Annotated in this window: 18 protein-coding genes and 1 pseudogene; 10 read left to right on the forward strand and 9 right to left on the reverse strand. The window is 61.8% G+C overall.

Going from position 1 to position 22,472, the window contains the following annotated elements; all coding sequences use genetic code 11:
* Window positions 1-5: 5 nt before the first annotated feature.
* The gene (locus AC3WTC_RS14310; RefSeq protein WP_492711723.1) at window positions 6-869 is read right to left on the reverse strand and encodes a phytanoyl-CoA dioxygenase family protein; all 864 of its coding nucleotides are present in this window, start codon (window positions 867-869) and stop codon (window positions 6-8) included.
* A gap of 277 nt (window positions 870-1,146) precedes the next feature.
* Between AC3WTC_RS14310 and AC3WTC_RS14315 the strand changes: the two genes are divergently transcribed.
* The 10 genes from AC3WTC_RS14315 (at window position 1,147) to AC3WTC_RS14360 (ending at window position 12,696) form a co-directional block, all read left to right on the forward strand.
* Window positions 1,147-2,145 (forward strand): lysylphosphatidylglycerol synthase transmembrane domain-containing protein, encoded by a 999-nt coding sequence (locus AC3WTC_RS14315; protein WP_241655219.1) that lies wholly within the window; start codon window positions 1,147-1,149, stop codon window positions 2,143-2,145.
* Between the two features lie 64 nt (window positions 2,146-2,209).
* Window positions 2,210-3,601, forward strand: coding sequence for a UbiA family prenyltransferase (locus AC3WTC_RS14320; protein ID WP_134833316.1), 1,392 nt, complete (start codon window positions 2,210-2,212; stop codon window positions 3,599-3,601).
* Window positions 3,598-4,911, forward strand: coding sequence for an FAD-binding oxidoreductase (locus AC3WTC_RS14325; RefSeq protein WP_134831969.1), 1,314 nt, complete (start codon window positions 3,598-3,600; stop codon window positions 4,909-4,911). Before AC3WTC_RS14320 ends, AC3WTC_RS14325 begins: the two co-directional genes overlap by 4 nt.
* Window positions 4,912-4,913: 2 nt before the next feature.
* Window positions 4,914-5,645 (forward strand): SDR family oxidoreductase, encoded by a 732-nt coding sequence (locus tag AC3WTC_RS14330; protein WP_492711725.1) that lies wholly within the window; start codon window positions 4,914-4,916, stop codon window positions 5,643-5,645.
* A gap of 26 nt (window positions 5,646-5,671) precedes the next feature.
* Window positions 5,672-6,343 (forward strand): class I SAM-dependent methyltransferase, encoded by a 672-nt coding sequence (locus tag AC3WTC_RS14335; RefSeq protein WP_025878468.1) that lies wholly within the window; start codon window positions 5,672-5,674, stop codon window positions 6,341-6,343.
* A gap of 29 nt (window positions 6,344-6,372) precedes the next feature.
* Window positions 6,373-7,317, forward strand: a complete 945-nt coding sequence (locus AC3WTC_RS14340; protein WP_088101619.1) for an NAD-dependent epimerase/dehydratase family protein — start codon at window positions 6,373-6,375, stop codon at window positions 7,315-7,317.
* A gap of 29 nt (window positions 7,318-7,346) precedes the next feature.
* On the forward strand, window positions 7,347-8,639 hold the full coding sequence (locus AC3WTC_RS14345; protein WP_088101620.1) for an NAD(P)/FAD-dependent oxidoreductase: 1,293 nt from the start codon (window positions 7,347-7,349) through the stop codon (window positions 8,637-8,639).
* A 46-nt stretch (window positions 8,640-8,685) separates the two neighbouring features.
* Entirely contained in the window at window positions 8,686-10,548 is a 1,863-nt protein-coding gene (locus AC3WTC_RS14350) for a hypothetical protein (RefSeq protein ID WP_492711726.1), read from the forward strand.
* Window positions 10,549-10,576: 28 nt separating this feature from the next.
* A complete protein-coding gene (locus AC3WTC_RS14355) occupies window positions 10,577-10,972 on the forward strand; it encodes a GtrA family protein (RefSeq protein ID WP_088101622.1) in 396 nt (131 codons plus the stop codon).
* A 2-nt stretch (window positions 10,973-10,974) separates the two neighbouring features.
* On the forward strand, window positions 10,975-12,696 hold the full coding sequence (locus AC3WTC_RS14360; RefSeq protein ID WP_492711727.1) for a hypothetical protein: 1,722 nt from the start codon (window positions 10,975-10,977) through the stop codon (window positions 12,694-12,696).
* Window positions 12,697-12,740: 44 nt separating this feature from the next.
* Here AC3WTC_RS14360 and AC3WTC_RS14365 read toward each other — a convergent pair whose 3' ends face one another.
* The 8 genes and pseudogenes from AC3WTC_RS14365 to AC3WTC_RS14400 form a co-directional block, all read right to left on the reverse strand.
* On the reverse strand, window positions 12,741-13,742 hold the full coding sequence (locus AC3WTC_RS14365) for a glycosyltransferase family 2 protein (RefSeq protein WP_088101654.1): 1,002 nt from the start codon (window positions 13,740-13,742) through the stop codon (window positions 12,741-12,743).
* Between the two features lie 28 nt (window positions 13,743-13,770).
* Window positions 13,771-16,056, reverse strand: coding sequence for a hypothetical protein (locus AC3WTC_RS14370; RefSeq protein ID WP_492711728.1), 2,286 nt, complete (start codon window positions 16,054-16,056; stop codon window positions 13,771-13,773).
* Window positions 16,057-16,081: 25 nt separating this feature from the next.
* Window positions 16,082-17,335, reverse strand: a complete 1,254-nt coding sequence (locus AC3WTC_RS14375; protein WP_134831966.1) for a rhamnosyltransferase WsaF family glycosyltransferase — start codon at window positions 17,333-17,335, stop codon at window positions 16,082-16,084.
* Complete coding sequence (locus tag AC3WTC_RS14380) at window positions 17,332-18,978, reverse strand: glycosyltransferase family 2 protein (RefSeq protein WP_088101655.1); 1,647 nt, start codon at window positions 18,976-18,978, stop codon at window positions 17,332-17,334. The genes AC3WTC_RS14375 and AC3WTC_RS14380 overlap by 4 nt, the downstream gene beginning before the upstream one ends.
* A 241-nt stretch (window positions 18,979-19,219) precedes the next feature.
* The gene (locus AC3WTC_RS14385) at window positions 19,220-20,164 is read right to left on the reverse strand and encodes an SH3 domain-containing protein (protein ID WP_241655255.1); all 945 of its coding nucleotides are present in this window, start codon (window positions 20,162-20,164) and stop codon (window positions 19,220-19,222) included.
* 48 nt (window positions 20,165-20,212) lie between these two features.
* Window positions 20,213-20,494 (reverse strand): annotated as a pseudogene (locus AC3WTC_RS14390) (class I SAM-dependent methyltransferase); the annotation flags it as partial.
* Window positions 20,460-21,692: an ABC transporter ATP-binding protein gene (locus AC3WTC_RS14395; RefSeq protein WP_248151403.1), complete on the reverse strand. Its 1,233-nt coding sequence runs from the start codon at window positions 21,690-21,692 to the stop codon at window positions 20,460-20,462. The gene AC3WTC_RS14395 and the pseudogene AC3WTC_RS14390, both read right to left, overlap by 35 nt.
* On the reverse strand, window positions 21,689-22,471 hold the full coding sequence (locus tag AC3WTC_RS14400) for an ABC transporter permease (RefSeq protein ID WP_080278351.1): 783 nt from the start codon (window positions 22,469-22,471) through the stop codon (window positions 21,689-21,691). Before AC3WTC_RS14400 ends, AC3WTC_RS14395 begins: the two co-directional genes overlap by 4 nt.
* Window position 22,472: the final 1 nt, after the last annotated feature.

The following is a 22,472-nucleotide window of genomic DNA, read 5'->3' on the forward strand; positions in this document are numbered from 1 at the left end:
AGCAATTAGTTGTTCGGAGCGAACATCGGCCGTTCCAGCTGCAGCATGGAGCGCCCCGCCATCATCGGCACCTTGCGGATCTCCTTGGGTGCGAAGGGTACCGCGCCAAAGTACTCCTCGATGCCGTACATGGTTTCCTGCTCCGGCGCACAGTGGAACACCATGCTCTTGCGGGTCATGCCCGGCGAGCGGATGGGCGTTCCGCCATGCGGCAGTTCCGGGTGCCAGATGAAACAGTCACCTTTCTTGATCAGGGCGATGTGCGGCGGAATACCGCGACGGTTCACTTCCTCTGCCACCCGTCCGATGTAGCGATTGAACGCATCGCCAAGCTCAGACGGCGCGGTGCCAGCCGCCTGGATCGGCTCGATCTCGATCTTGTGGCCGCCCGGGAAGTACTGCAGCGGACCGGCATCGGCATGCACGTCTTCAAGCGCGAACCAGATTCCCGCGAACATGTTGTTCGGACGGGTATGGAAGAACGGGGTATCGCGATGGATCGCCTGCTCGCTGGACTGCTCGAAGAAGAGTGACGTCGCCACGAATGCGCGATCCGAGAAAAACACGTCCAGCGTGTCCATCACCAAGGGCTTGCTGATCGCAAGTTGGGCCTCCTCGCTGACAAGATGCATGTTGGTCAAGCGCGAATGCCTACCAGTCTGCATGACGAACCGATCAGCCTCCTCGCGGTGCTGGTCGACGTAATCATTGAATGCTTCGCAGATTCGGTCGCACTCCTGGGCCGTCAGTACGCCAGGCAGGTGCACGAATCCCTGCTCATGCAGATTGGCAGCCGCCGAGACCGCGGTGTGCGGCGGGTGCTTACCATCCTTGCCGCGCGAACCCCAGATGAAATCCAACAGGCCCATTACTTTTTCCTTGAGTGACACAGCCCCCTTTCCGGGAAGCCCGCTCGAGGTTCCGGGGTCGCCATCAAGCGCGTAGCCCCCTAACCCCCCCTGTCCGGCAAGCGCCAAGCTATAACTTGACAATACCTCCCCGCCGGCCGCGCGGGGGAGGATATCACGGTAAGCGCCAAGACACCGAGAAGCCACGCTGATTACGGCATGAAGAAGTCAAAATCGTCAGACAATGCCGTTAGAATGATGAGTCGCCCCCTAACTGACCTGCGCGGAGCCCTCCAACTTGCGCCTGCTCCCGCCCCATGACGGCTTTTCGCAGCCCAGACCGCCCCGATGGCGTAGCGTATTCCTGCTGTCCCTCGTGACTGCGGGATATCTGGCCGTGCTGGTGTATGTGGACCGGGATACCCATGCGCTGGAACAGCTGACCGCTCTGGGTGGACCGTTGCTGGCCTGTACGGCACTGGTGCTGGCCAGCTTTGCACTGCGCTACGGGCGATGGCACGGCGCACTGCGCCGGCAGGGGCACCCTGTCGCTCGATGGCGGGGACTACGCGCCTACTTGGCCGGTTTTGCGTTCACAGCCTCCCCCGGAAAGGCTGGCGAACTGCTGCGCATCCGCTACTTCGCGGATATGGGCGTACCGCCGCGTGCGGTGCTTGGCACCTTCATCCATGAGCGAAGCCAGGACCTGTTGATCCTCACAGTGCTGGGCATGAGCGCGGCCACGCTGGTGCCGGCACTTGGCGCGGTGCTGGGCGTTGTTCTGGCCTTGTTGATGCTGGTCATTGTTACCAGCTGCAACCGCTGGCTGCGGACGCGTCTTCTGGGGCTGGCCAGCGTGATCCCCGGCGCGCCACTCAAACGCCTCCTAACCTTTCTGGTCGATGGCCTGATCACCGCCGGTCCGTTGTGGAAGCCGAATGCTGCGCTGCCAGGACTGGCATGGGGAACGATGGCCTGGCTCCTGACAGCCGTGGCATTTGCCATGCTCTGCGCTGCCGTTGGCCTGGATCTGGACTGGCACCAGGCGCTGGGGATCTACCCCATCGCCATGTTGGCGGGCGCGGTTTCTTTCATCCCCGGCGGCGTTGGCACAACCGAAGCCGCCATCGTCCTGATGCTGACCACCACGGGCGCGTCCTTGGACGCTGCTTTGGCGGTTGCCGTCGGTATTCGATTGACCAGCCTGTGGCTGGCGGTGGTCGTGGGCATGCTGGCCATGACCAACCTCGAACTGCAATCGACCCGCTCGCCGCTTCCATCTTCCCGCCCCTATTGACCCGCCATGCACCTACTGCACACCGGAGCGCAGAATTTTGGCTATTGAACACCGTGCCCTGTGCATTGACCTGGATGGCACCTTGCTGCGTTCGGACATCCTGTACGAATCGCTGCTGGCCCTGCTGGCGCACAATCCGCTGTACCTGTTCCTGGTGCCGTTCTGGCTGCTCCGTGGCAAAGCCTACGTGAAGCGCCAGTTGGCCTCGCGCGTGCAGCTGCCCGCCGAAACGCTGCCCTACGACGAGCGGGTGCTGGAGATCCTGCGCACCACTACGCAACGTCCGCGCGTGCTGTGCACGGCGTCGGACCGCCTGCTGGTGCAGCCGATTGCAGACCACCTGGGCCTGTTCGAAGAAGTGATGGCCAGCGATGGCCACACCAACCTGTCGGGCAACAACAAGGGCGCGGCGCTGGCCGAGCGTTTCGGTGAGCGCGGCTTCGATTACATGGGCAACGGCCGCGTCGACCTGAAGGTCTGGGCCCACGCCGGCGGCGCGATCGTGGTGAACAACGGCACGGCGCTGGCCCGGGATGCCGCCCGTCAGACCGAAGTTCTGGCCCACCTGCCCTCGCAGAACGGCGGTCTGCTGACCTGGGTCAAGGCCCTGCGCGTCTACCAGTGGCTGAAGAACCTGCTGGTGCTGGTGCCGCTGCTGACAGCTCACCGGTTCTTCGACATCGGATCCATCATTGATGCCGGCGTGGCCTTCCTGGCATTCGGCCTGTGCGCGTCGGGCGTCTACCTGCTCAACGACCTGCTGGACCTGACCCCGGACCGCATGCATCCGCGCAAGCGCAGGCGGCCGTTCGCGGCCGGCACACTGCCGCTGCTGCATGGCCTGCTGGTGGCACCACTGATCACCCTGGCCGGTTTCGCACTGGCACTGCTCTGCAGCCCGGCCTTTGCCGGCGTCCTGCTGTGCTACTACGTAATGACCCTGAGCTACTCGCTCAAGCTCAAGCGCATCGTGATGATCGATGTGGTGATGCTCGCTGCGCTTTATACCGTGCGCATCATCGGCGGCGCGGTTGCGATCAACTCCGAACTGTCGTTCTGGCTGCTGGCGTTCTCAATGTTTGTGTTCCTCAGCCTGGCCATGCTCAAGCGATATACCGAACTGGCCTCGGCACTGGCAAACGGCAAGGAAATGGCGATCGGTCGCGGCTACTCCGTCGCCGACCTGCCGCTGGTGCAGTCGCTGGGCGCAGCCGCCGGCTACATCGGTGTACTGGTCTTCGCGCTGTACATCAACAGCCCGGAGAGCCTGGAGCTCTACAGGAGCCCCAAACTGCTCTGGCTGCTGTGCCCCATCCTGCTGTACTGGATCAGCCGCATGTGGATCGTGTCCCACCGCGGCGACATGCATGACGACCCGATCGTGTTCGCGGCCATGGACCGCAGCAGCCAGATCGTCATCGGCCTGTGTGTGCTCATCGTCCTGCTGGCGATATGAGTCGGGCGATCGGCCAATCCTGGGGGCGCTACCCGCGCGTGGAGCAACGGATCATCCCGGTGCTCGACCGCAATGGCGCCCTGCCGCTGCCCTCAGACGGGGGTACGGTATTGGCGCATGGCAATGGCCGCAGCTACGGTGACAGCTGCCTGAACCCAGGTGCCACGCTGCTGACCAGTCGTGGACTGGACCGGTTCATCGATTTCGATCCCGCCACCGGCATCGTAAGCTGCGAGGCAGGCGTCACCTTGGCCGACATCCTGGATATCGCCCTGCCCCGTGGCTGGTTCCTGCCGGTCACCCCCGGTACGCGCTACGCCACGGTTGGCGGCGCCATCGGCAATGACGTGCATGGCAAGAATCATCACCGTGCAGGTACGTTCTGCCATCACGTGCGCTGCATCGAACTGCTGCGCAGCGATGGTTCGCGCCAGCAACTCACGCCTGCCGACAGCAGCGGCCTGTTCGCGGCCACCGCTGGCGGGCTGGGCCTGACCGGATTCATCACCTGGGTCGAATTGCAGCTTCGCCGTGTGCCTGGCCCGTGGATCGAAACCGAGTCGATCCGCTTCGACAATCTCGATGAATTCTTCGAATTGTCGCGCGACTCGGCCGAAGGATTCGAGTACACGGTGGCCTGGATCGACTGCCTGGCCAAGGGCGCCAACCTCGGCCGCGGCCACTTCCTCCGGGGCGACCATGCACCCGGCGATGCACAGGCCGCCACGCCCAGTTCGGCACCGCGACGCAGCATGCCACTGGTACCGCCAGTGTCGCTGGTCAACCGGTTGACCCTGCGTCCTTTCAATACGCTGTACTACTGGCGGCAGCCGGCGCGCCACGCCCGCCAAATATCGCACTACCAGAGCTATTTCTATCCGCTGGATGGCATCAACCACTGGAACCGGATGTATGGCCCGCGCGGTTTCCTGCAGCACCAATGCGTGCTGCCTCCGGCAACCGCCCGCGATGCCACTGCAGCACTGCTGGCGGAAATCGCCCGCAGCGGACGTGGCTCGTTTCTGGCAGTGCTGAAGGAATTTGGCGACCGTCCCTCACCGGGCCTGATGTCGTTCCCGCGTCCGGGCACGACCCTGGCGCTTGACTTCCCCAATGACGGGCCGGACCTGCTGAAAATGCTCGATCGACTTGATCGCATCGTCAGTGACGCCGGCGGCGCAGTGTATCCCGCCAAGGATGCGCGGATGTCCGGTGCCCTGTTCCGCCAGGCCTACCCGGCCTGGGAAGCATTCTCCCGCTTCATCGACCCTCGATTCTCATCCGGCTTCTGGCGCCGGGTGATGGAGTAATCATGCAGAAGATCCTGATCATCGGCGCCACCTCGGCCATTGCCGAGTCGGTAGCGCGTCTATACGCCGCACGCGGTGCCGCGCTCTACCTGGTGGGCCGCAGTGCCGCCAAGCTGGATGCCATCGCTGCCGACCTGCGCGTACGCGGTGCCCAGCACGTGCACACCGGCGTGCTGGACGTGAACGATGTGGCTGCCCATGGTGCCCTGCTGGACAATGCCTGGGCTGCGCTGGGCGGTGTGGACACCGTCCTGATCGCCCACGGCACCCTGCCTGACCAGGCCGCCTGCGATGCCTCGGTCGACCTGTCCCTGCGGGAATTCGCGACCAATGGTACCTCCACCATCGCCCTGTCCGCGGCGCTTGCGCAGCGCTTGCAGTCCGGTGCCAGCCTGGCGGTCATCTCCTCGGTGGCCGGTGACCGCGGCCGTGCCAGCAACTACCTGTACGGGAGCGCAAAGGCCGCCGTCACCACCTACCTGAGCGGTCTCGGCCAACGCCTGCGCCCGGCCGGCATCAACGTTCTGGTCATCAAGCCCGGTTTCGTCGACACCCCGATGACCGCCGCATTCAAGAAGGGCGCCCTGTGGGCGACGCCGGACAGGGTAGCTGCCGGTATCCTCACGGCCATCGACAAGCGTAAAGCCGTGGCCTACCTGCCTGGCTTCTGGTGGGCGATCATGATGATCATCAAGAACATTCCCGAATTTGTGTTCCGCCGAATCTCCCTCTGACCCGAACCAGAACCTGGACGCTCCACATGCCGGATATCGATCGCGACCTCGACGTACTGTATCAACACCGTTTTCCCAAGGAAGAGCTCGCAAACAAGAACCGGATCTGGCAGGTCCTGTGCAGCCAGTACTTCAGCCGGTTCGTGAATCCATCCGACACCGTGGTCGATATCGGTGCGGGCTACTGCGAGTTCATCAACAACATTCCGGCAGCCGGAAAGATTGCGGTGGATCTTAATCCAGACGTCCGCCAATTCGCCTCTGACGGTGTCCGCATCATCAACGAAAGCTGCACTGCGGTGGCCTCCATCCCCGACGCCAGCGTCGATGCGGTGTTCATGAGTAATTTCCTGGAACACCTGCCAAGCAAGGACCTGGTGCTGCAGACGTTGCGGGAGAGCGCGCGCATGCTCAAGCCCGGTGGCCGAGCGATCATCCTGCAGCCGAATATCCGCTTCTTGTACGACGAATACTGGGACTACTTCGACCATCACACCGCCCTGAGTGATCGCAGCCTTGTGGAAGGTGTGCTGATGGCAGGCCTGGAGCCAAGGGTCGTTATCCCGAAGTTCCTGCCCTACACCACCAAAAGCCGTCTGCCACAGGCGCCTTGGCTGGTGTCGCTGTACCTGAAGATCCCGCTGGCGTGGCACATCCTGGGCAAGCAGGCGCTGGTTGTGGCGTACAAGCCGCGCTGACCCCATTCCCTTAGCAGTCGAGTTGGTCCATGGCACAGAAGAACGACAAGATCGTCATTACCGGCGCAGCCGGCCTGGTGGGGCAGAACCTCATCGTGGAAATGAAGCAGCAGGGCTACACCCGGCTGGTGGCGATCGACAAGCATGCGCACAACTTGGAGATCCTTCGCCAGCTGCACCCGGAGGTCGAGACAGTGCTGGCTGATCTGGCCGAGCCCGGCGACTGGGCCGAACGCTTTGCCGGTGCGCGACTGGTTGTACAACTGCACGCGCAGATCACCGGCAAGACCACCGACCTGTTCGTGCGCAACAACATCACCGCTACTGGACAAGTGCTGAAGGCAACCCAGGATGCCGCCGTGCCGTACATGGTTCACATCAGTTCCTCGGTAGTGAACTCGGTGGCCAAGGATGACTACACCAACACCAAGCGCGAGCAGGAAGAAATGGTCGTGGCCAGCGGCCAGCGCCACTGCGTGCTGCGGCCGACGCTGATGTTCGGCTGGTTCGATCCCAAGCATCTGGGCTGGTTGTCGCGCTTCATGGCGCGCACGCCGGTATTCCCGATTCCCGGCGACGGCAGATTCATGCGTCAGCCGCTGTACGAACGCGATTTCTGCCGCTGCATTGCCAAGTGCATCGAGACCGAGCCCGACGGCGAAGTGTTCGACATCGTTGGCGATACCCGCGTGGACTATGTGGACATCATCCGTACCATCAAGCGGGTGAAGAACCTGCGCACCTGGATCGTGCACATTCCGATCGGCTTCTTTGCCTTCCTGCTGAAGGTCTACAGCCTGTTCAGCAGCAAGCCGCCGTTCACCGCAGACCAGCTCAAAGCGCTCAGCGCCGGTGATGACTTCAAGGGCATTGATACCGAGGCGGTGTTCGGGGTGAGGCAGACTCCTTTCGAGGATGCGATCCGCGAGAGCTACACCGACCCGCGCTACAGCCATATCGTGCTGCAGCGCTGACCCAGAAGATCACACGGGAATCCATTCAAATGAGCACTTTCGCCATCATCGGCAGTGGCCCGATGGGCCTCATGGCAGCCCTGGAGCTGCTGAAGCAGGGCCACCAGGTCGACGTGTACGAGCGCGACGATCGCATCGGCGGCATGTCGGCAGACTTCGATTTCGACGGCCTGCGCATCGAGCGTTACTACCACTTCATCTGCAAGACCGACTATCCGCTCTTCAAGCTGCTCGATGAGATGCAGCTGTCCGACCGCCTGCACTGGACGGACACGAAGATGGGCTATTACTACCAGGGCAAGCTGCACAAGTGGGGCACGCCGTTCGCCCTGCTGGGCTTCCCGCACCTCGGCATCATCGACAAGGTGCGCTATGCCCTTCATGTAATGCACACCAAGGGCATCCAGGACTGGACAGCACTGGACAAGGAAAACGCACGCGACTGGATCACCCGCTGGATCGGCCCGAAGGCCTACAAGGTGATGTGGGAAAAAGCGTTCGCATTGAAGTTCTTCGAATATCAGGATCGCCTGTCCGCGTCATGGATCGGCACCCGCATCAAGCGTGTGGCGCTGTCCCGACGCAACCTGCTGAACGAGAGCATGGGCTATCTGGAAGGCGGCTCCGCCGTGCTACTGGAGAAGATGGCCGCCGACGTCCAGCGTCGTGGCGGCCGCATCCTGCTCTCACAGCCGATCGATGAAGTGACCTCTGCAGACGGCAAGGTGACCGGCATCCGCACTCCGGTCGGACACCACACCTATGATGCGGTGGTGTCCACCGCCCCCATCCAGTACGTACCGAAGCTGGTTCCTGGCCTGCCGAAGGCATTCGCCGATAAGGTTGGTGCCATCGACAACATCCCGGTGGCCTGCGTCATCCTGAAGCTCTCGCGGCCAGTCAGCGAGAACTTCTGGATGAATATCAGCGACGACCGCATCGAGATTCCAGGGCTGATCGAGTACAGCAACCTCAACCCAGGCAAGGGTCCGGGCGAACACATCGTGTACGCGCCTTACTACATGCCCAAATCGCACCCCAAGTGGCAGTGGAGCAACCAGCAACTGATCGACGAAGTCATCAGTTACCTGCCGATGATCAATCCTGCATTCAAGCAGGAATGGATCAAGGCCACGCATTGCCATCGCTATGAGTACGCACAGACGATCTGCCCGCCCGGCTTCCAGGACATGCTGCCGCCAATGAAGACACCGCTGCAGGGCTTCTTCATGGCCGATACGGCGTATTACTACCCGGAAGATCGCTCGATCAATGAGAGTATTGCGGTCGGCTCGGCATTGGCAGACGTAGCCAGTCGTTGAGATGCCACTTCAGCCATCTCCGCCACTTTCCATGCCGGCCACCTACATGCTGAAGCTCCTGCAGCCTGGTAATGCCTCGATTCTGCGTATCGTGCTGCTGCTACTCGCGGCAGCATCGGCAGTACTGGGTCTGACCGATCGCGAGTACCAGGGACGCGTCAGTGGCGGATGCTCACAGGCGCTATCTCCATTTCTGAAACAGGCAACGTCGTCCAGCCCACGCGCGATTTCTTTCTGCAATCTGCAGAATGCGGACACCGCAGAGATTGTCGTCGAACCCATTGCCCCCGGCACCACATCGATCACGTTGGAGATCGCGGGCTATGGCGATACTGCTGGCATCAGCGCCGTCTTGGCTGGACCAGATGAGGCGCAGATACCCGTTCCGTTGCCGAGAGCGGGAGACCGTTGGGTCCGCTGGACCATTCAGATTCCACCAGCACTGCAAGGGCAACAGAGTCGTCTGATCGTTCGCGATCAGACACAAGAGGGATTTGGCTGGATCGGCGTGGGACTTGTATCAGGTTACGGCGGCTGGCTACCCGTCAGCATCGCGCTGCTATTGACAGCGCTGCTTTACCCTTGGCTGGGTAATCCCAAAGCCACCCAAGAACCAGCTGCGCCAACTGGTTGGCGTAAACGCACGTGGCTGGGCATCGCAATCGGAGCTGCGACATTACTTGCGCTCGTTCTACGTCGACCCTCGCAATGGAGTAATCCGTACGTATGGGTGGAGGACGGGAAGGATCTCCTGCCGCAGTTCCTGCAGTACGGGTGGAGTACGCTGCTGCACCCCGTCGCCGGCTACATCCTGATCCCCAACAAACTGATCAACGCCATATCAGTCACGTTGTCATTCCGCTGGCTGCCGGAAATCAGCTTGGCGCTGGCGGCGATGATGACCGTCGGCGTCATGGTGATGCTTGCCTTGGCGCCGACGCGGCTGAAGGCCCCTTGGGCATGTGCGCTGGCGGTGCTGGCCGTCCCGACCGATCCGGAGGTCTTCTCCACGTCAGCCTATGCGCTGTGGTGGGGTGGCTTCCTCGTGCTGATGCCTCTGTTCTGGGACGAACGACGCGCCCCCAGCCTGCGCTGGCGCATGCCCATGCTGTTGTTGGGCGCCTTGTCATCGCCGCTCATCGTGATGATGACTCCGCTATACGGTGCGCGTGCACTGCTTCTACGTCGACGTACTGAATGGTGCATGTTTGGCGCTGCGTGCGTCCTTGGGGCAATCCAGGCGACCCTCGTAGTGCTGAACCCCGTTGCTTCGCAGGAGCATCGTTCTGTTCCCGGTATCCCTGCGCTGCTGGAGCGCTTCCTGGGCCATTTCCTGCTCTGGCGACCCGAGATGACTCAGCCGGCGCTCATTGCTGGAATGGGGTTGGGTCTGCTGATCGTCATTCTGATTGGCGCATGGGCGCAGCGGCGCGAGGGCTGGGTACTGCCCGGGCTCATTGCCTGCTTCCTTCTTTCAGTCGCGGCCGCCGCAGCAAGGGTCCCCGTCGACCCGCTTGATCCATTCAACGGTGGCCCCCGCTACTTCTTCTACCCTTATATTTTCCTGGCTTGGATTCTCATCCACCTGATCAGCGAATCGCGAGCACTGGCACGGGCGATGATCACTGTGTTGTTGCTTGTACCGATAACCCAGACCGTGCAGTACGGAACCCGTACACATGCAACGCTTGATTGGCGACAGCAATTGCAGGAATGCACAAGCGGACGCTCCTCGGCCGGCCCCTTCGTGCATTGGACCGGGCGGCTGGAGAATCTATGGAATGCCCCGCTGACGGCTGAGCAGTGCAGACAACTGGTGAGCAATAGCCTATTTGACAACACCCTTGACCCGCAGGACTTGCCGCCCTCCGACGGCGCTTCCACCTACATCACGGAAGCGCCCAGATGATCGTTCCCAACCACGGGCGCCCACAGTCATGATCGAACGCCGCTTCATTCTTTTCATCATCGCAAGCGGCTTGGCAGCGGTCGCAAACTTTGGTTCGCGCATTGCCTTGAGCCAATTGATGAGTTATGTGCCGGCGATCGTTTTGGCCTACCTCGTCGGCATGGCCACCGCCTTCATGCTCAACCGCGCATACGTGTTCAAGGACGCGGACAAGCCTCTGGCATCGCAGGTCATGTGGTTCATCGCAGTCAACGCGTTGGCACTCCTGCAGACCCTGATCGTCAGCCTGCTGTTCAGTCATTACATATTCCCATGGATGGGCCTGACCTTTCACCCTGAAACGCTCGCACACGCGTTGGGCGTCATCGCGCCAGCGGTGGTGAGCTACTTCGGGCACAAGCACTTCACCTTCAGGAAATCCTAGGCATGTCCACCTTCCCTCCTGCCTCGTCGCCACGGCACGCTGGCATGCGTTCGCTCTTGGGACAACCCGTCGTGGCCTTCGGATTGGCTTTGGCGTTGTTTTATGCCGTACTGGCCATTCTGGCCGGCACACATGGTTACAGCCCGGTTCCGTTCTGGGACATGTGGGACGGCACGCTGGGCTTCTACCTCCGCCAGCAAAGTGACCTTTCGGCTTGGTGGGCACAGCACAATGAACACCGAATCATTCTCGCCAGGCTTCTGTTCTTCATTGATTTGAAATACTTCGGTGGCCACGCCGTTTTCCTGCTGGTGGTCAACTACATCCTGGCAATCATCACCTTCGGGCTACTGGCCTGGTGCGCCATGCGCATCATTCCTTCGCCCCCCGCCGCCATGGGCGTAGTGGCAGTAGTGATCTTGAGCCTGGCATTGTTGTGGACTCAGGAGAACAACCTGACCTGGGGCTTCCAGAGCCAGTTCTTCCTGGCGCAGTTGCTGCCGCTTGCTAGCCTGTTGTCGCTATGGCGCTCCAGCCGGAGCTCGCGGTGGCGCAACGCGTGGTTTGCTTTTGCCCTGCTGCTGGCGGTACTGGCCGCTGGCAGCATGGCCAATGGACTTCTGGCGACGTGGCTCCTGCTTGCCGGTTGCATCTTCGGCCGCCAAGGCTCCAAGCGGATTGCTTTGGTTGCAGTGGCCGCCATCGTCGTCACGGGGCTCTACTTCCATGGTTATGTATCTCCCGGTAGCCATGGCTCGCTGTCCAACACGCTTCGCGACTCTCCACGCGGAGTGGTGTGGTTCCTCTTTGCCTATCTGGGGAGCCCTTTCGCGCACCTGGCAGAGGGCAAGCCCAATCTCTACGCAGCGGTTGGCTGCGGAGCGATCATCACATTGCTGGCCATCTATCTGGCAGGTCGGGCGCTGGTCCGCAAGCGCAACAACGTGGACCTGGAACTGACGCTGTCGTTGTTCCTGGGGTATCTGGGCACCTCGGCATTCGCAGTGGCCGGCAGCCGCATTGTCTTCGGTCTGGAAAGCGCAGTAGCCAGCCGATACACCACGCCCGCCCTGTTGGTGATCGCCTCTGTGATGATCCTGGGTGTCGCCCGGCTTTCCGTACGTTTCCGCTGGGCCCGCGGGCAGTCGGCAGCAGCGCTGTTGATCATTCCACTTTTGTTCCTGCCATTGCAATGGAACGCCGTCAAGCACAACGCGCTTGCTGATTTCGAGAAGACCACTGCGGCCATGGCGCTGGAGATGGGCGCCCGCGACGACGAGCAGATTCTCTGGACTTATCCAGACAGTCCTCGTGCTCTGGAGATCGCCCGGGACGCGTCCGCACAGGACCTGTCGATCTTTGCCAGCACTTGGCTGAAAGGCGCGCGCGAGAGTCTCGGCCATGTCTATGGCAAGGTGCCCACCAAGAGTTGTGGCGTGGTGCCACCAGTCACCAAGGCACTGCCCGGTTCGGAGGGCTGGTCCCGTATGCAGGGCGGGCTGGTTGATACCTATCTGGGCGACGGTCTGAGCGCCCTGTACCTGCTGGACGAGCATGGCACGATCATAGGTCGCGGAATTCTCGCCGTGCCCGAGCGCCAGCAGGGTTCGGACAACGTGGGCTCGCCATTCAAGCTGTACCTGCGCAGCAACAGCCTGCAGCCCGGCCCGATGCTGGTGGTCGTGCCTGGCATCTGCAGCGGGGCATTCACCTACACCCCTTGAGCCTATCGGCCCCGCCCGGTTTCGTACCCGGCGGGGCGCCTACTTCAACGGCGCAGGCGCGCCAATGCGCGATGCAACGGTGTACGAGGCTGATTGGCGATGTCGTAGCTGAGGAAGGCCAGCAGGAACTGAAGGCCACTGACAATGGCGATCGACGGCAGCACCACAGTACCCACCGGCGCGGAGACGCCCTCTCCGGCAGCCACGATCCAGTTCCAGCCTCCGTACAGCACGCCCCCGCTGAGCAGCATCAGTGCCGCGATCAATTCCAGTGAGGCGATGGTCAGGTCGCGCAGGTAGTACCGATATGCGATCCGCTTGCAGAAGTTGCGGGCGTGCTTGAGCGCAAACTCGCCCAGCACCTGGCTGATCTTCAGGTTACTTACTTCTTCACCATAGCGTGCATCCATGGGAACGTCCTGCACCACGGCCTGCATTGCATTGAGACGGAACAGCAGGTCAGTCTCGAAGAAGTACCGGGTACTGATCGCCTCCATGGGTAACCGCTGTGCGACCGCCGCATGAATGGCGGTGTAACCGTTGGTCGGATCGAACAGGCTCCAGTAGCCACTGGATGCCTTGGCGAGGAAGGAAAGCCCCAGATTGCCAACGCGTCGCAGCAGCGGCATGCGGCTGATGTGTGATAGATCCCAGAAGCGGTTTCCCTTGGTGTAGTCGGCTTCGCCATTGAGAATCGGCGCAACAAACAGGGGGAGCAGCGCCGGGTCCATCTGGCCATCGCCATCGATCTTCACGACGACTGTCATGCCGTCGGCAACGGCTTGGCGGTAGCCGGTCATGGTGGCCCCGCCCACACCTTGGTTGACTTCGTTGTAGAGCACCCGCACGCGAGGATCAGTGTTGTTGGTCTCGATGAACTCTCCAGACTTATCCGGGCAGGCGTCGTCCACGCAATAGATTGCGGCGACCTCCGAACCAATGGCGGCGATCACTCCCAGGATGTGCCGCGTGACTTTGTAGCTGGGCACAACCACGGCAATCGCCTGCGATTGGTCATCACCCAGGTTGTGCCTGTTTCCGAACATTGCCTTCTCCTGTTCGCTGCCACCCATCTCAAGGGTCCAAGCGGTAAAACACCAGCCCATCGGGGCCAGTCGCGACCGGCTTGCCACCGGCGCCCAACTGGCGGTAACCGGTAAGGCAGTACTGCCCATCCAGCGCGCGTTCGTCGCTCTGCCCATTCCATCGATGCACGAGCAGATGGGTCACCCCAGCGCGGTGGAGCTCGGCGCGTGTCTGCTCGACCTGCGAACGGCAGAACATCGCGCGCAGATCCTTCGCAAAGTATCCATATCCCGAGCCGAGACGGACATTGAACAGATAGTCGCGCTGAGCGAACGGCAGATAGGGTGTTACGTACATGGAGGGCAGCACCCAGTCTTCGCGGCCATTCAAGACGATGGCGTAGGCCGGTGCCAGCACCACCGCATCTTGAGGCAGCTGACTTTCAGCACGCTGGAATGCCCTGACCTTTGCCTCAGTGATGGGAAACGTCCACCCTTGATCCGCGGGAGTCACACCCTTGATGTCTATCGTGATGAATCCAACGACGACTGTCAGGGCCGCCATCACCACCAGGGTGGAGACTGACCTGGATACTACTCGCCCAGCCGACCACTGAGGAAGGCGCCACTGCAGCATAGCGTCGGCGGCGGTCACCAAGCTGGCGAGCAACAGAATCCAATGGAGCATCACGGCATACATGCTCAGCAGCCCGATGTAGCGCTGTGTGTAGGTACTGAGCAGGCTGGCTTCCAGCGTCTCGTGACCGAGCGCGAGCGTAGTGATATTTGAAATGCGCAGCGCCACTGCCACTGCCACGATCAACGCAAACTGCGCGACCACCAGCAGTGCGAACGCACGCCGACGGCGGATGGTTTCCGGCGCGATGGTCAACATCGCAATACCAAGCACAACAGTAAGAGCCACCATCAACCGCGTTATCGGCAATAGGCGCTGCCCCAGCAGCTGCTGCGATTCTGGCAGATACTGCGCGCTGAAAACAGGTTGCGGACCGTACCACAGTTCCCAGCGAAGCACCTGCGCGATATGGGCGAGGAAAGCGTCGGATGTTTGGCTGAGCTCGGCCGGAGTGGCCAGCATGTGCAGGCCCAATGTCTGCTCGACGATCCGGCGCACCGGCGGCAACGCTTCTGCCAGCAGCTGGAGGTAGTAGGGATCGGTGAACAACAACAGGCCACCCAGCACGCCACCGACAGCGATTCCCAGCATCGGGACAACTACCTTCCCGGCTACGGCTGGCGCACGCCACCACAACGGAACTACCAACAATGCCCAAGCGGGTGCACTGAAGCTGACAAAGCCGATGGCCAAAGACGGGTTCAACTTGGCCGCCATGGCAGCTGCAAGCGGCATGCTCAACCAGGCAAGCAGCCATGGGCGACGGGAATGATTAGGCTCCAGCCATGCAAGCATGGCGCACAGCGCAGGCAACAGCAGAGTGGAGAATGCTGCCAGTCGTCCGGTGCTGTTGAGATCATCTACCGGGTACAGGAACAAGGTACCGCGCAGGATGGCGTAACCCAGCAACACGACAAGCGCCGCCGCCCATATCCGCTGCGCCGAGACGGATACTGCGCGCTGCTGCATCCAGAGAAGCGTGACTTCCGCGAACGCGAACACCGCCAAGGTGGCCTGAAGCACAGGCTGGATCTTCACGAAAGGTCCAATGTGCGCGCCAAATCCAGGCCACGCCCACAATGCCGAGATCAGATGCAGCATCTTGGGGTACTTTTCCAGCCAGTCGCTATGGCCGGCTGTCAACTTGGGGTAGCCCGCATTGAACAGGTCAAGGGTGAAAGCGATGTGCTGGTGTGTATCCAGGCCGAGGGCACCGGCCCTGAAGGAGTAATGGGTTGCCGCCTTGATCAGGAGCAGACCGCCCAGCAGTGCCAACAGCGTCCAGGCAGCATCACCAGTGCGGGGGACGAGCGCCTTGTACAGGAACCGGCGGCGCGTCCAAAGGGTGACGCATAGCAAAATCAGGACGATCAGCGGCAAGCCCGAAGACAAACCCAGCCCAACCCTCCAGCCCCACGTAAGTGGCGACAATACAAGCCACAATATCACCATGCCTGCCTGCCCCAGCAGCACACGTGTGAACACTGCCGGCGACTGCACCACCGTCTCGAGCCGGAACAGGCGAGCACAGATCTCACCCAACCACGCCATTCCGGTAAAGCTGATCGCAAGCAACAGCAGGAAATGAACCTGTGCGACGCTGTGCAGGAAAGGCGCTGCGAGCAGTACTGCGCTTAATATCGGCAGGACCAACCTGCGTCGATTGCGGAAATTCTCCCGCCCAGCAAGAGTACCCATCGGGATCACATTTCCATCCATGGCATTAGGCCCGAAGGCGCAGGGCATCCACTACAACATCAGCAACTCGATTGAAGCTCCCCGCCTGCAACAAAGGATGGTCAACACCGGCAATGTCGCCCGGCATCATTCCACGGGCCTCATATGCATCAACCTGCGCAGTGAGCGCCGCAGAGATGGACTCAGGCGTCATGGACTCCAGCGAGACCACATTCGCCATGGTTTCATCGAGACGCTTGTTGTCATAGCGATTGGTCACCACGCCCATGCCGAACGCCGCCATTTCCAGCGGGGGATAACTCGGGTGGGGAGAAACCATCAACGACAGGCCGATGGCAGAGCTGGAAAGCAGTTCTGCATAGGCGTCGATGTCCAGCTTGCCCAGAGCCTTCAGCGCGAATGGTCCCAGGTCGAGGTCCGCCTGCAGTTCACCCGGCGCCGCCACCTCCCACTGCGCAGCGCGCGGATCCTTCCAGCCCCACAGGCGCAAGCCTTCGCAGATCAGCTCGAACGCGTTGCGCGGCGTGCCCGGGCGTGCGTAGACAACAATGCGACGCTTGCGCGGGGCCGGTGCCTGTCGAACCTGCTGCAGTGCCGGACGCAGGCCATCATGCAGCACGGGCTCGAACACCGAACGCTGCGTGTAACGCAGGCCATGCTGTTCAAAGAAGTCAGCCAGCAGGCCGGTATTGAAGATGCCGATATCCCGATCACGGCGATAGGTGCTCAATGCCAGTGCGTACTGACTTGACCAGGCATAGAAGCCCGGCTCGAAATCCTGGATCAGGTAGACCATCGGCCGATCAACGCCACCATTTTCCCCCTGCCACTGCGACATGCGCTGGGCCGCGTACGCAGTCCACCAGGCAGTGGCGACCCAGATGTCCTCGTCGGCAACCGGCAGCGTCTTTTGGTAGCGATCGCTGAACGGCACGATCTGGCGCAGCGCCGATGAGGCCTGGTCCGCAGGCACCAGCACATGGTCGGAGAAGCGCGAAAGCGCCTCTTCATCCGGCGAACTGTCTACCAGGATGATCCGCGATGCCGGAAAGTGCCTGCACAGTTCTCGGTAGATCAGCACCGCCGTATGGATGCCACCGAAGTAATGCTGCTTGTTGATCGAGGGCAGCACCAGATTCAGCCGCTGGCCTACCCACGGGTCGTGGCGTGGCGTGCAAGGGGTGATCTCGGCGACATTGGTGCTGGGGGTGGGGGTCCCTGGCGCGCTGGCTTCCAGACGAGCGGCGATGCGTCGCAGGAGTTGGCCGATACGGCTCATTGCACGCCCCCACGCAGACGCGGCGATGAGGCCATGTAATCCAGGTTCGGGCTGAAGAACGGATCGCCCTCTTCGCGATAAGGTGAATATGCCTGCGCCGAGCGCACGAAATCACTTTCAGGAATCGCACGCGGGTCGCGAGTCTTGGATTCGTGGTGGATCATCACCGACCGCGCCACGTAGACCGTTGCAAGGCCACGCGCGTGCGCACGCAGGCACAGCTCGACGTCACTTCCGCAGACGATGAAGCTCTCATCGAAACCGCCGAGCAACTCGAACGTATCGCGTGCCACCACCATGCAGGCACCGGTGACAGCGAGAACCTGCCGCTGCAGCACTGGCGACACGAACAGATTCTGGAAGTGGATCGGGGGCTCGCCCTTGAACACGTGGTCGGCCCAGCCACCCATGCCGATCACCACGCCAGCATGCTGGATGGTGCGGTCCCCGTACAACAGCAGCGGACCACACACCCCAACGTCCGGCCGCAACGCGTTCTCGGCCAGCCGCTGCAGCCATTCACCGTCGATCACTTCGGTATCGTTATTGAGAAAGACCAGGACCTCACCACGCGCTTCACGCGCGGCCAGGTTGTTCAGCGCCGACCAGTTGAACGGCACGTCGGCATCGATCACCCGGAAGTTGCGTCGCCGTGACATGGCCTGCAGCCACTGCAGGGTCTCGGGCTGGGTCGATCCGTTGTCGACGACGATGATCTCGAAATCGCGGTACTGGGTCTTGGCATACAGCGATTCGACACAGGTCCGCAGCAGGTCAAGCCCATCGCGTGTGGGAATGATGATGCTGGCCAGCGGGCCCTCATCGGCATAGGAATAGCGCACGTCATAGCAGAACAGCTGCTCGCCCTCTTCAACCCGGGCACCCGGGTGGCCGATCTGCACGTGCTGTTGCAACGCCAACTGGCCGGCGTGATGCGCGTAGGGCTTGGAAGCGGCGTTGGCCGCGGTCGACCCGGCATGCGCGCGCCAGTGGTAGAGCACCCGCGGCACATGTGCCACGCGCGCACCTGCTGCCACACAGCGCAGCACCAGGTCATAGTCCTGGGCACCGTCGCAATCACTGCGCAGGCCTCCCATCCGGCGGACGAGGCCGGACTCGAAACTCACAAGATGGCCCAGATACATCTGCGAAAGGAACAGGTCAGGATTCCAGTCGGGCTTGAAATAAGGATTGCGCAGCCGGCCATCTTCGCCCAGCACGTCGTGGTCGGTGTAGACCACGTCGGCGGACGTTTCCAGATGGCAGGCGACAACGGCCGCCAGCGCGTCCGGCTCCAGCAGGTCGTCGTGATCAAGGAACGTGATCCAGCGACCCTCGGCCAGCGACACCGCTGCATTGGTGGTCGCGGCGATGCCTTGGCGCGTGGACGAGCGCGAGATCCGCAGGTTCGGCAGCCGCTCGCCAAGTTCCTCCAGCACACGCGCGACGTGCGGCTTGTCGGAGGCATCATCATGGACACACAGCTCCCAGTTGCGATAGGTCTGCGCCTCAACGCTGGCCACTGCTTCACGCAGGAACGCCTCCGGCGTGTTGCAGACCGGCATCACGATGCTGATCAGGCCGGCATCGGCCGGCACCGGCAACGGAGGCTGCGCCGTGAACCACTGCTCATAGGCATCGATCGTGGTTGCTGTAACCGCCATCGGATGGCCCCCGTTGGCATAAGCCAAGATGGAGCGCACCAGATGACGCGGCCCTTTGCGCGAAGCGCGCACCAGGGCGGAAAAGATCGAACGCAAGGGAATGCCCTGGCTCTTTGCCCGGCGCAGGCCCCAGTAGATTCCTCTGGTCAGGTTGCGCAGCTTGGACATCAAGTGTTTCCTCTCTTGTTCAGCAGGTACACGCTGCAGAATTGGTAGTGGCTCAAAGGACCGCCCAGCCCAGCAGGATCCCAGCAGCGGCGCCAGCAATACCTACCAGCAGCATTGCGACCTTCCACTTCCTGCGCGAACGCGCGTAGGCGGCGGCCTGGTATTCGAACTCATCAGCGCTCTTCTGCCGGGCCTGCTCGGCACGCTGCTCGATGGCTGATGCCTCCGCGATCAACTGCTCGTTGCGCTCCTTTGCCAGTGCCAGTTCCTCCTCGCTGCGTTTCCTGAGCAGCGCCAGCTCCTCTGCGCCTTCCCGGTCCCGCTGCTCCCATTGCTGCTGCCGCGCCAACCAATCAGCATCGCCTGCGTCCTTGGCCGCCTGCAGCTCCAGCGCATATCGGGCCGTGCCGCCCCATTCGCGCTTGGCAGAGTCCAGGTCCACGATGTAGGCATCCAGTGCGCGCGCGGTCGACTCCCATTCGGCTTCCGAATTGCGCGTACGCACGGCGAGGTCGCGCAGGCCACGGGCCAAGCCCTTCAGCAGCGAGGTGGCCTCTTCGTCCTGCCCAGCCTGGAAGGGCGGGTCCGCCCGCAACCGATCGACATCGCTGTCAAGACGCAGTGCCACGCAGTACTCGCGATAGGGCTGGTCGCTATGGTCGCCAGCGAACACGCGGCTGTTGTACAGGCGATCGGCTGCGCTCACCAGCGGTTCCAGCTCGGGGAACTTCACCTTGATGAAATGTGCCCCCATCAGGCTGGACCACAGCTCGGCATTGCCCTGACCGAAACGCAGCACGGTCAAGCCTGCGGCCTCGAATGTGGCCACGATCTCGGCAGTATCGACCAGGCCGAATTCCTTGTGCTCCTGCAACCAGACGTAATCCTCGCCGAACAGCTCGAACCAGCGGTTGTTCGCATCCAGCTCGGCGTCCTTGACCCAAGCCTGCTCCGGCGGGAATCCGACGATGACAGCCCGACCGGCCACGCGCGCCATTTCGGCGGCAGCACGTGCCCGCAGTGGCGCAGGGATGTGCTCGAGCACGTCCAGCGAGACTACCGCGTCAAAACCCTGGTCCGGGAACGGCAGGGCCGTCGCGTCGGCAACAATGAAATCCTTCTCGTCGCCTTCGGCGTGCAGATCGGTGTAAAGGAACGAAGCTTCCGGCAGGAACTGACCCAGCAATCGCTGGCGGTTGGCACCGACCTCGAGAACGCGCGGTGCGGCCAGGTCCAGAGCGTTCAGCAGGTACGCGGCCGCACCGTAACGCTGGTAGTGGTCGAACGGAATATCAAGAAGCGTCGACGTCATGGACCTTCCACTCATGGGGGATATAGACCACGCCTTCACTGAAATACGGCGCGGCCACGGTGAACACGCTGGCTTCGGACAGATAGTCCAGGCATACCAGCCCTTTGTCGGTGAACAGGCCAACATCGATACGATAGGTACCGGTGAGCAGGGTCATCGACGGGATGTGGTAGGTAACCCGATGAGACCCGCGTGAAGTCGGGATCTGCACGCGCTCGAGATAGGTATTGGGTCCGAAGATGTGCAGGCCATCCATACCCTTGATGGCCACCCCCAGCAACAGCCCCTGCACTGCCTCGTCGACCACCGTATAGCTGATGTCAACGCTCAGCGGCTCGAACGGCGCAAGCATGTCAGTGCTCAACGCAACCGTCTCCAGATGCGCGGGGATGCTGTCCGGACGCGGTGTGCGGCACGACTCGGTCGCCGCCTCGCTGGCCTGTTCGCGCCCCAGCTCGTAATCGCGGAAACGGTCGGCGACAAAACTCGCCTCACCATGGAGCTTGACCTTGCCACCTTCCAGCCACAGCGCTGTCTGGCAGAAACGCTTGACCTGCTCCAACGAATGGGAGACGAACAGAATCGTGGCGCCCCGCGCGCGGATCTGCTCGATCCTTGCCAGGCACTTCATCTGGAAGCGGATGTCTCCCACCGACAGCGCTTCATCAATGATCAACACGTCCGGCTCGGTATGGATGGCCACGGAGAATGCCAGGCGCACGTACATGCCGCTGGAATAGGTCTTGACCGGCCGATCGAAGAAATCGCCGATGTCGGCGAAGGCGATGATCGACTCCAGCTTGTCGTCCACTTCCTTGCGGCTCAAGCCAAGCAGGGAAGCACTCAGGTAGACATTGTCTCGACCCGAGAAATCCGGATTGAATCCTGCACCGAGTTCGAGCAAGGCCGCAAAACGGCCATGGATGGCGACCGTGCCGGAGGTCGGACGAACGGTGCCGCACAGAATCTGCAGCAAGGTGGATTTACCGGCGCCATTGCGACCGATGATGCCGACGGTTTCGCCTCTGGGTACCACCAGGTTGACACCGTCCAAGGCGCGGAACGTCCGGCTGGCGCGGTCACCTGAAGGTTTGAGCAGCGAAAGCAAGCGATCACGTGGGCTGGCGTAGACCGGGTAATCCTTGGTCACGCCCCGCACTTCGATGGCCGCATCGGCGTTGCCCTGCGTCGGGACAGGCTGCGTATTGTTCATAGGACGTCCGAAAAACCGCGCGACAAGCGACGGAATAGAGCGTAGGCAACCATTGCCGCCACAATCGACAGCAGGAAATGCGGCAGCAGCACGGCCAGGTCGGGGGCCGTGTTCTGCAAGGTCACCGCTCGCAACTGTTCGATTGGAGTCACCAGCGGATTGAAGTACACCAGCCCCTTCGCAGCTTCCGGCATCGCATGTGCCGGAAAGAAGATCGGACTAAGGAACAGCAGCACACTACTGAGGATACCGACGAACTGGCCGATGTCGCGCAGGTAAACACCCAATGCCGACAGCGACCAGGCGATGGCCAGCAGCATGGGGGTCATTTCCAGAAGGATCAGCGGCGAGACCAGTGCCCACGGAGATGGCGGACCCGACTGCCAGGTCAACACAATCAGCAGAATGGCCAAGCCGATGCCCGAAGTGGTCAGCGCGGCCGCGACCTTCACCATTGACAGGACTGGAAGCGGGAACACCACCTTCTTAACGAAGTTGGGTTGACCGGCGATGATGCCCGGCGCAGTGATCAGTACTTCTGACAACAACGTGAACGGTACGAGGCCGGCAAACAACATCAACGCGAAATCACCGGTGGATTCGGCGCCAGCCCATCGGGCCTTGAAGACGCCACTGAAGACCAACGTATAGACGCTCAGCATCAGCAGCGGCTGCAACACCAGCCACAACACACCGAGCACGGTGGTGCGATACCGCGCTGCCAACTCGCGCCCCAGCAGCTGGCGGAACAGGAACAGGAGATTGGCATGCTTCTGCATG

Source organism: Stenotrophomonas sp. FW305-C-20-S1 (assembly GCF_058783335.1).

Excerpts from the sequence above, each read along its gene's own strand:
- AC3WTC_RS14340 (WP_088101619.1), top strand. The coding sequence starts at position 6,373 with ATGGCACAGAAGAACGACAAGATCGTCATTACCGGCGCAGCCGGCCTG.
- AC3WTC_RS14335 (WP_025878468.1), top strand. The coding sequence starts at position 5,672 with ATGCCGGATATCGATCGCGACCTCGACGTACTGTATCAACACCGTTTT.
- AC3WTC_RS14330 (WP_492711725.1), top strand. The coding sequence starts at position 4,914 with ATGCAGAAGATCCTGATCATCGGCGCCACCTCGGCCATTGCCGAGTCG.
- AC3WTC_RS14365 (WP_088101654.1), bottom strand. The coding sequence starts at position 13,742 with ATGTTCGGAAACAGGCACAACCTGGGTGATGACCAATCGCAGGCGATT.
- AC3WTC_RS14375 (WP_134831966.1), bottom strand. The coding sequence starts at position 17,335 with ATGAGCCGTATCGGCCAACTCCTGCGACGCATCGCCGCTCGTCTGGAA.
- AC3WTC_RS14360 (WP_492711727.1), top strand. The coding sequence starts at position 10,975 with ATGTCCACCTTCCCTCCTGCCTCGTCGCCACGGCACGCTGGCATGCGT.
- AC3WTC_RS14350 (WP_492711726.1), top strand. The coding sequence starts at position 8,686 with ATGCTGAAGCTCCTGCAGCCTGGTAATGCCTCGATTCTGCGTATCGTG.
- AC3WTC_RS14325 (WP_134831969.1), top strand. The coding sequence starts at position 3,598 with ATGAGTCGGGCGATCGGCCAATCCTGGGGGCGCTACCCGCGCGTGGAG.
- AC3WTC_RS14385 (WP_241655255.1), bottom strand. The coding sequence starts at position 20,164 with ATGGCGCGCGTGGCCGGTCGGGCTGTCATCGTCGGATTCCCGCCGGAG.
- AC3WTC_RS14355 (WP_088101622.1), top strand. The coding sequence starts at position 10,577 with ATGATCGAACGCCGCTTCATTCTTTTCATCATCGCAAGCGGCTTGGCA.
- AC3WTC_RS14370 (WP_492711728.1), bottom strand. The coding sequence starts at position 16,056 with ATGGGTACTCTTGCTGGGCGGGAGAATTTCCGCAATCGACGCAGGTTG.
- AC3WTC_RS14310 (WP_492711723.1), bottom strand. The coding sequence starts at position 869 with ATGGGCCTGTTGGATTTCATCTGGGGTTCGCGCGGCAAGGATGGTAAG.
- AC3WTC_RS14400 (WP_080278351.1), bottom strand. The coding sequence starts at position 22,471 with ATGCAGAAGCATGCCAATCTCCTGTTCCTGTTCCGCCAGCTGCTGGGG.
- AC3WTC_RS14395 (WP_248151403.1), bottom strand. The coding sequence starts at position 21,692 with ATGAACAATACGCAGCCTGTCCCGACGCAGGGCAACGCCGATGCGGCC.
- AC3WTC_RS14345 (WP_088101620.1), top strand. The coding sequence starts at position 7,347 with ATGAGCACTTTCGCCATCATCGGCAGTGGCCCGATGGGCCTCATGGCA.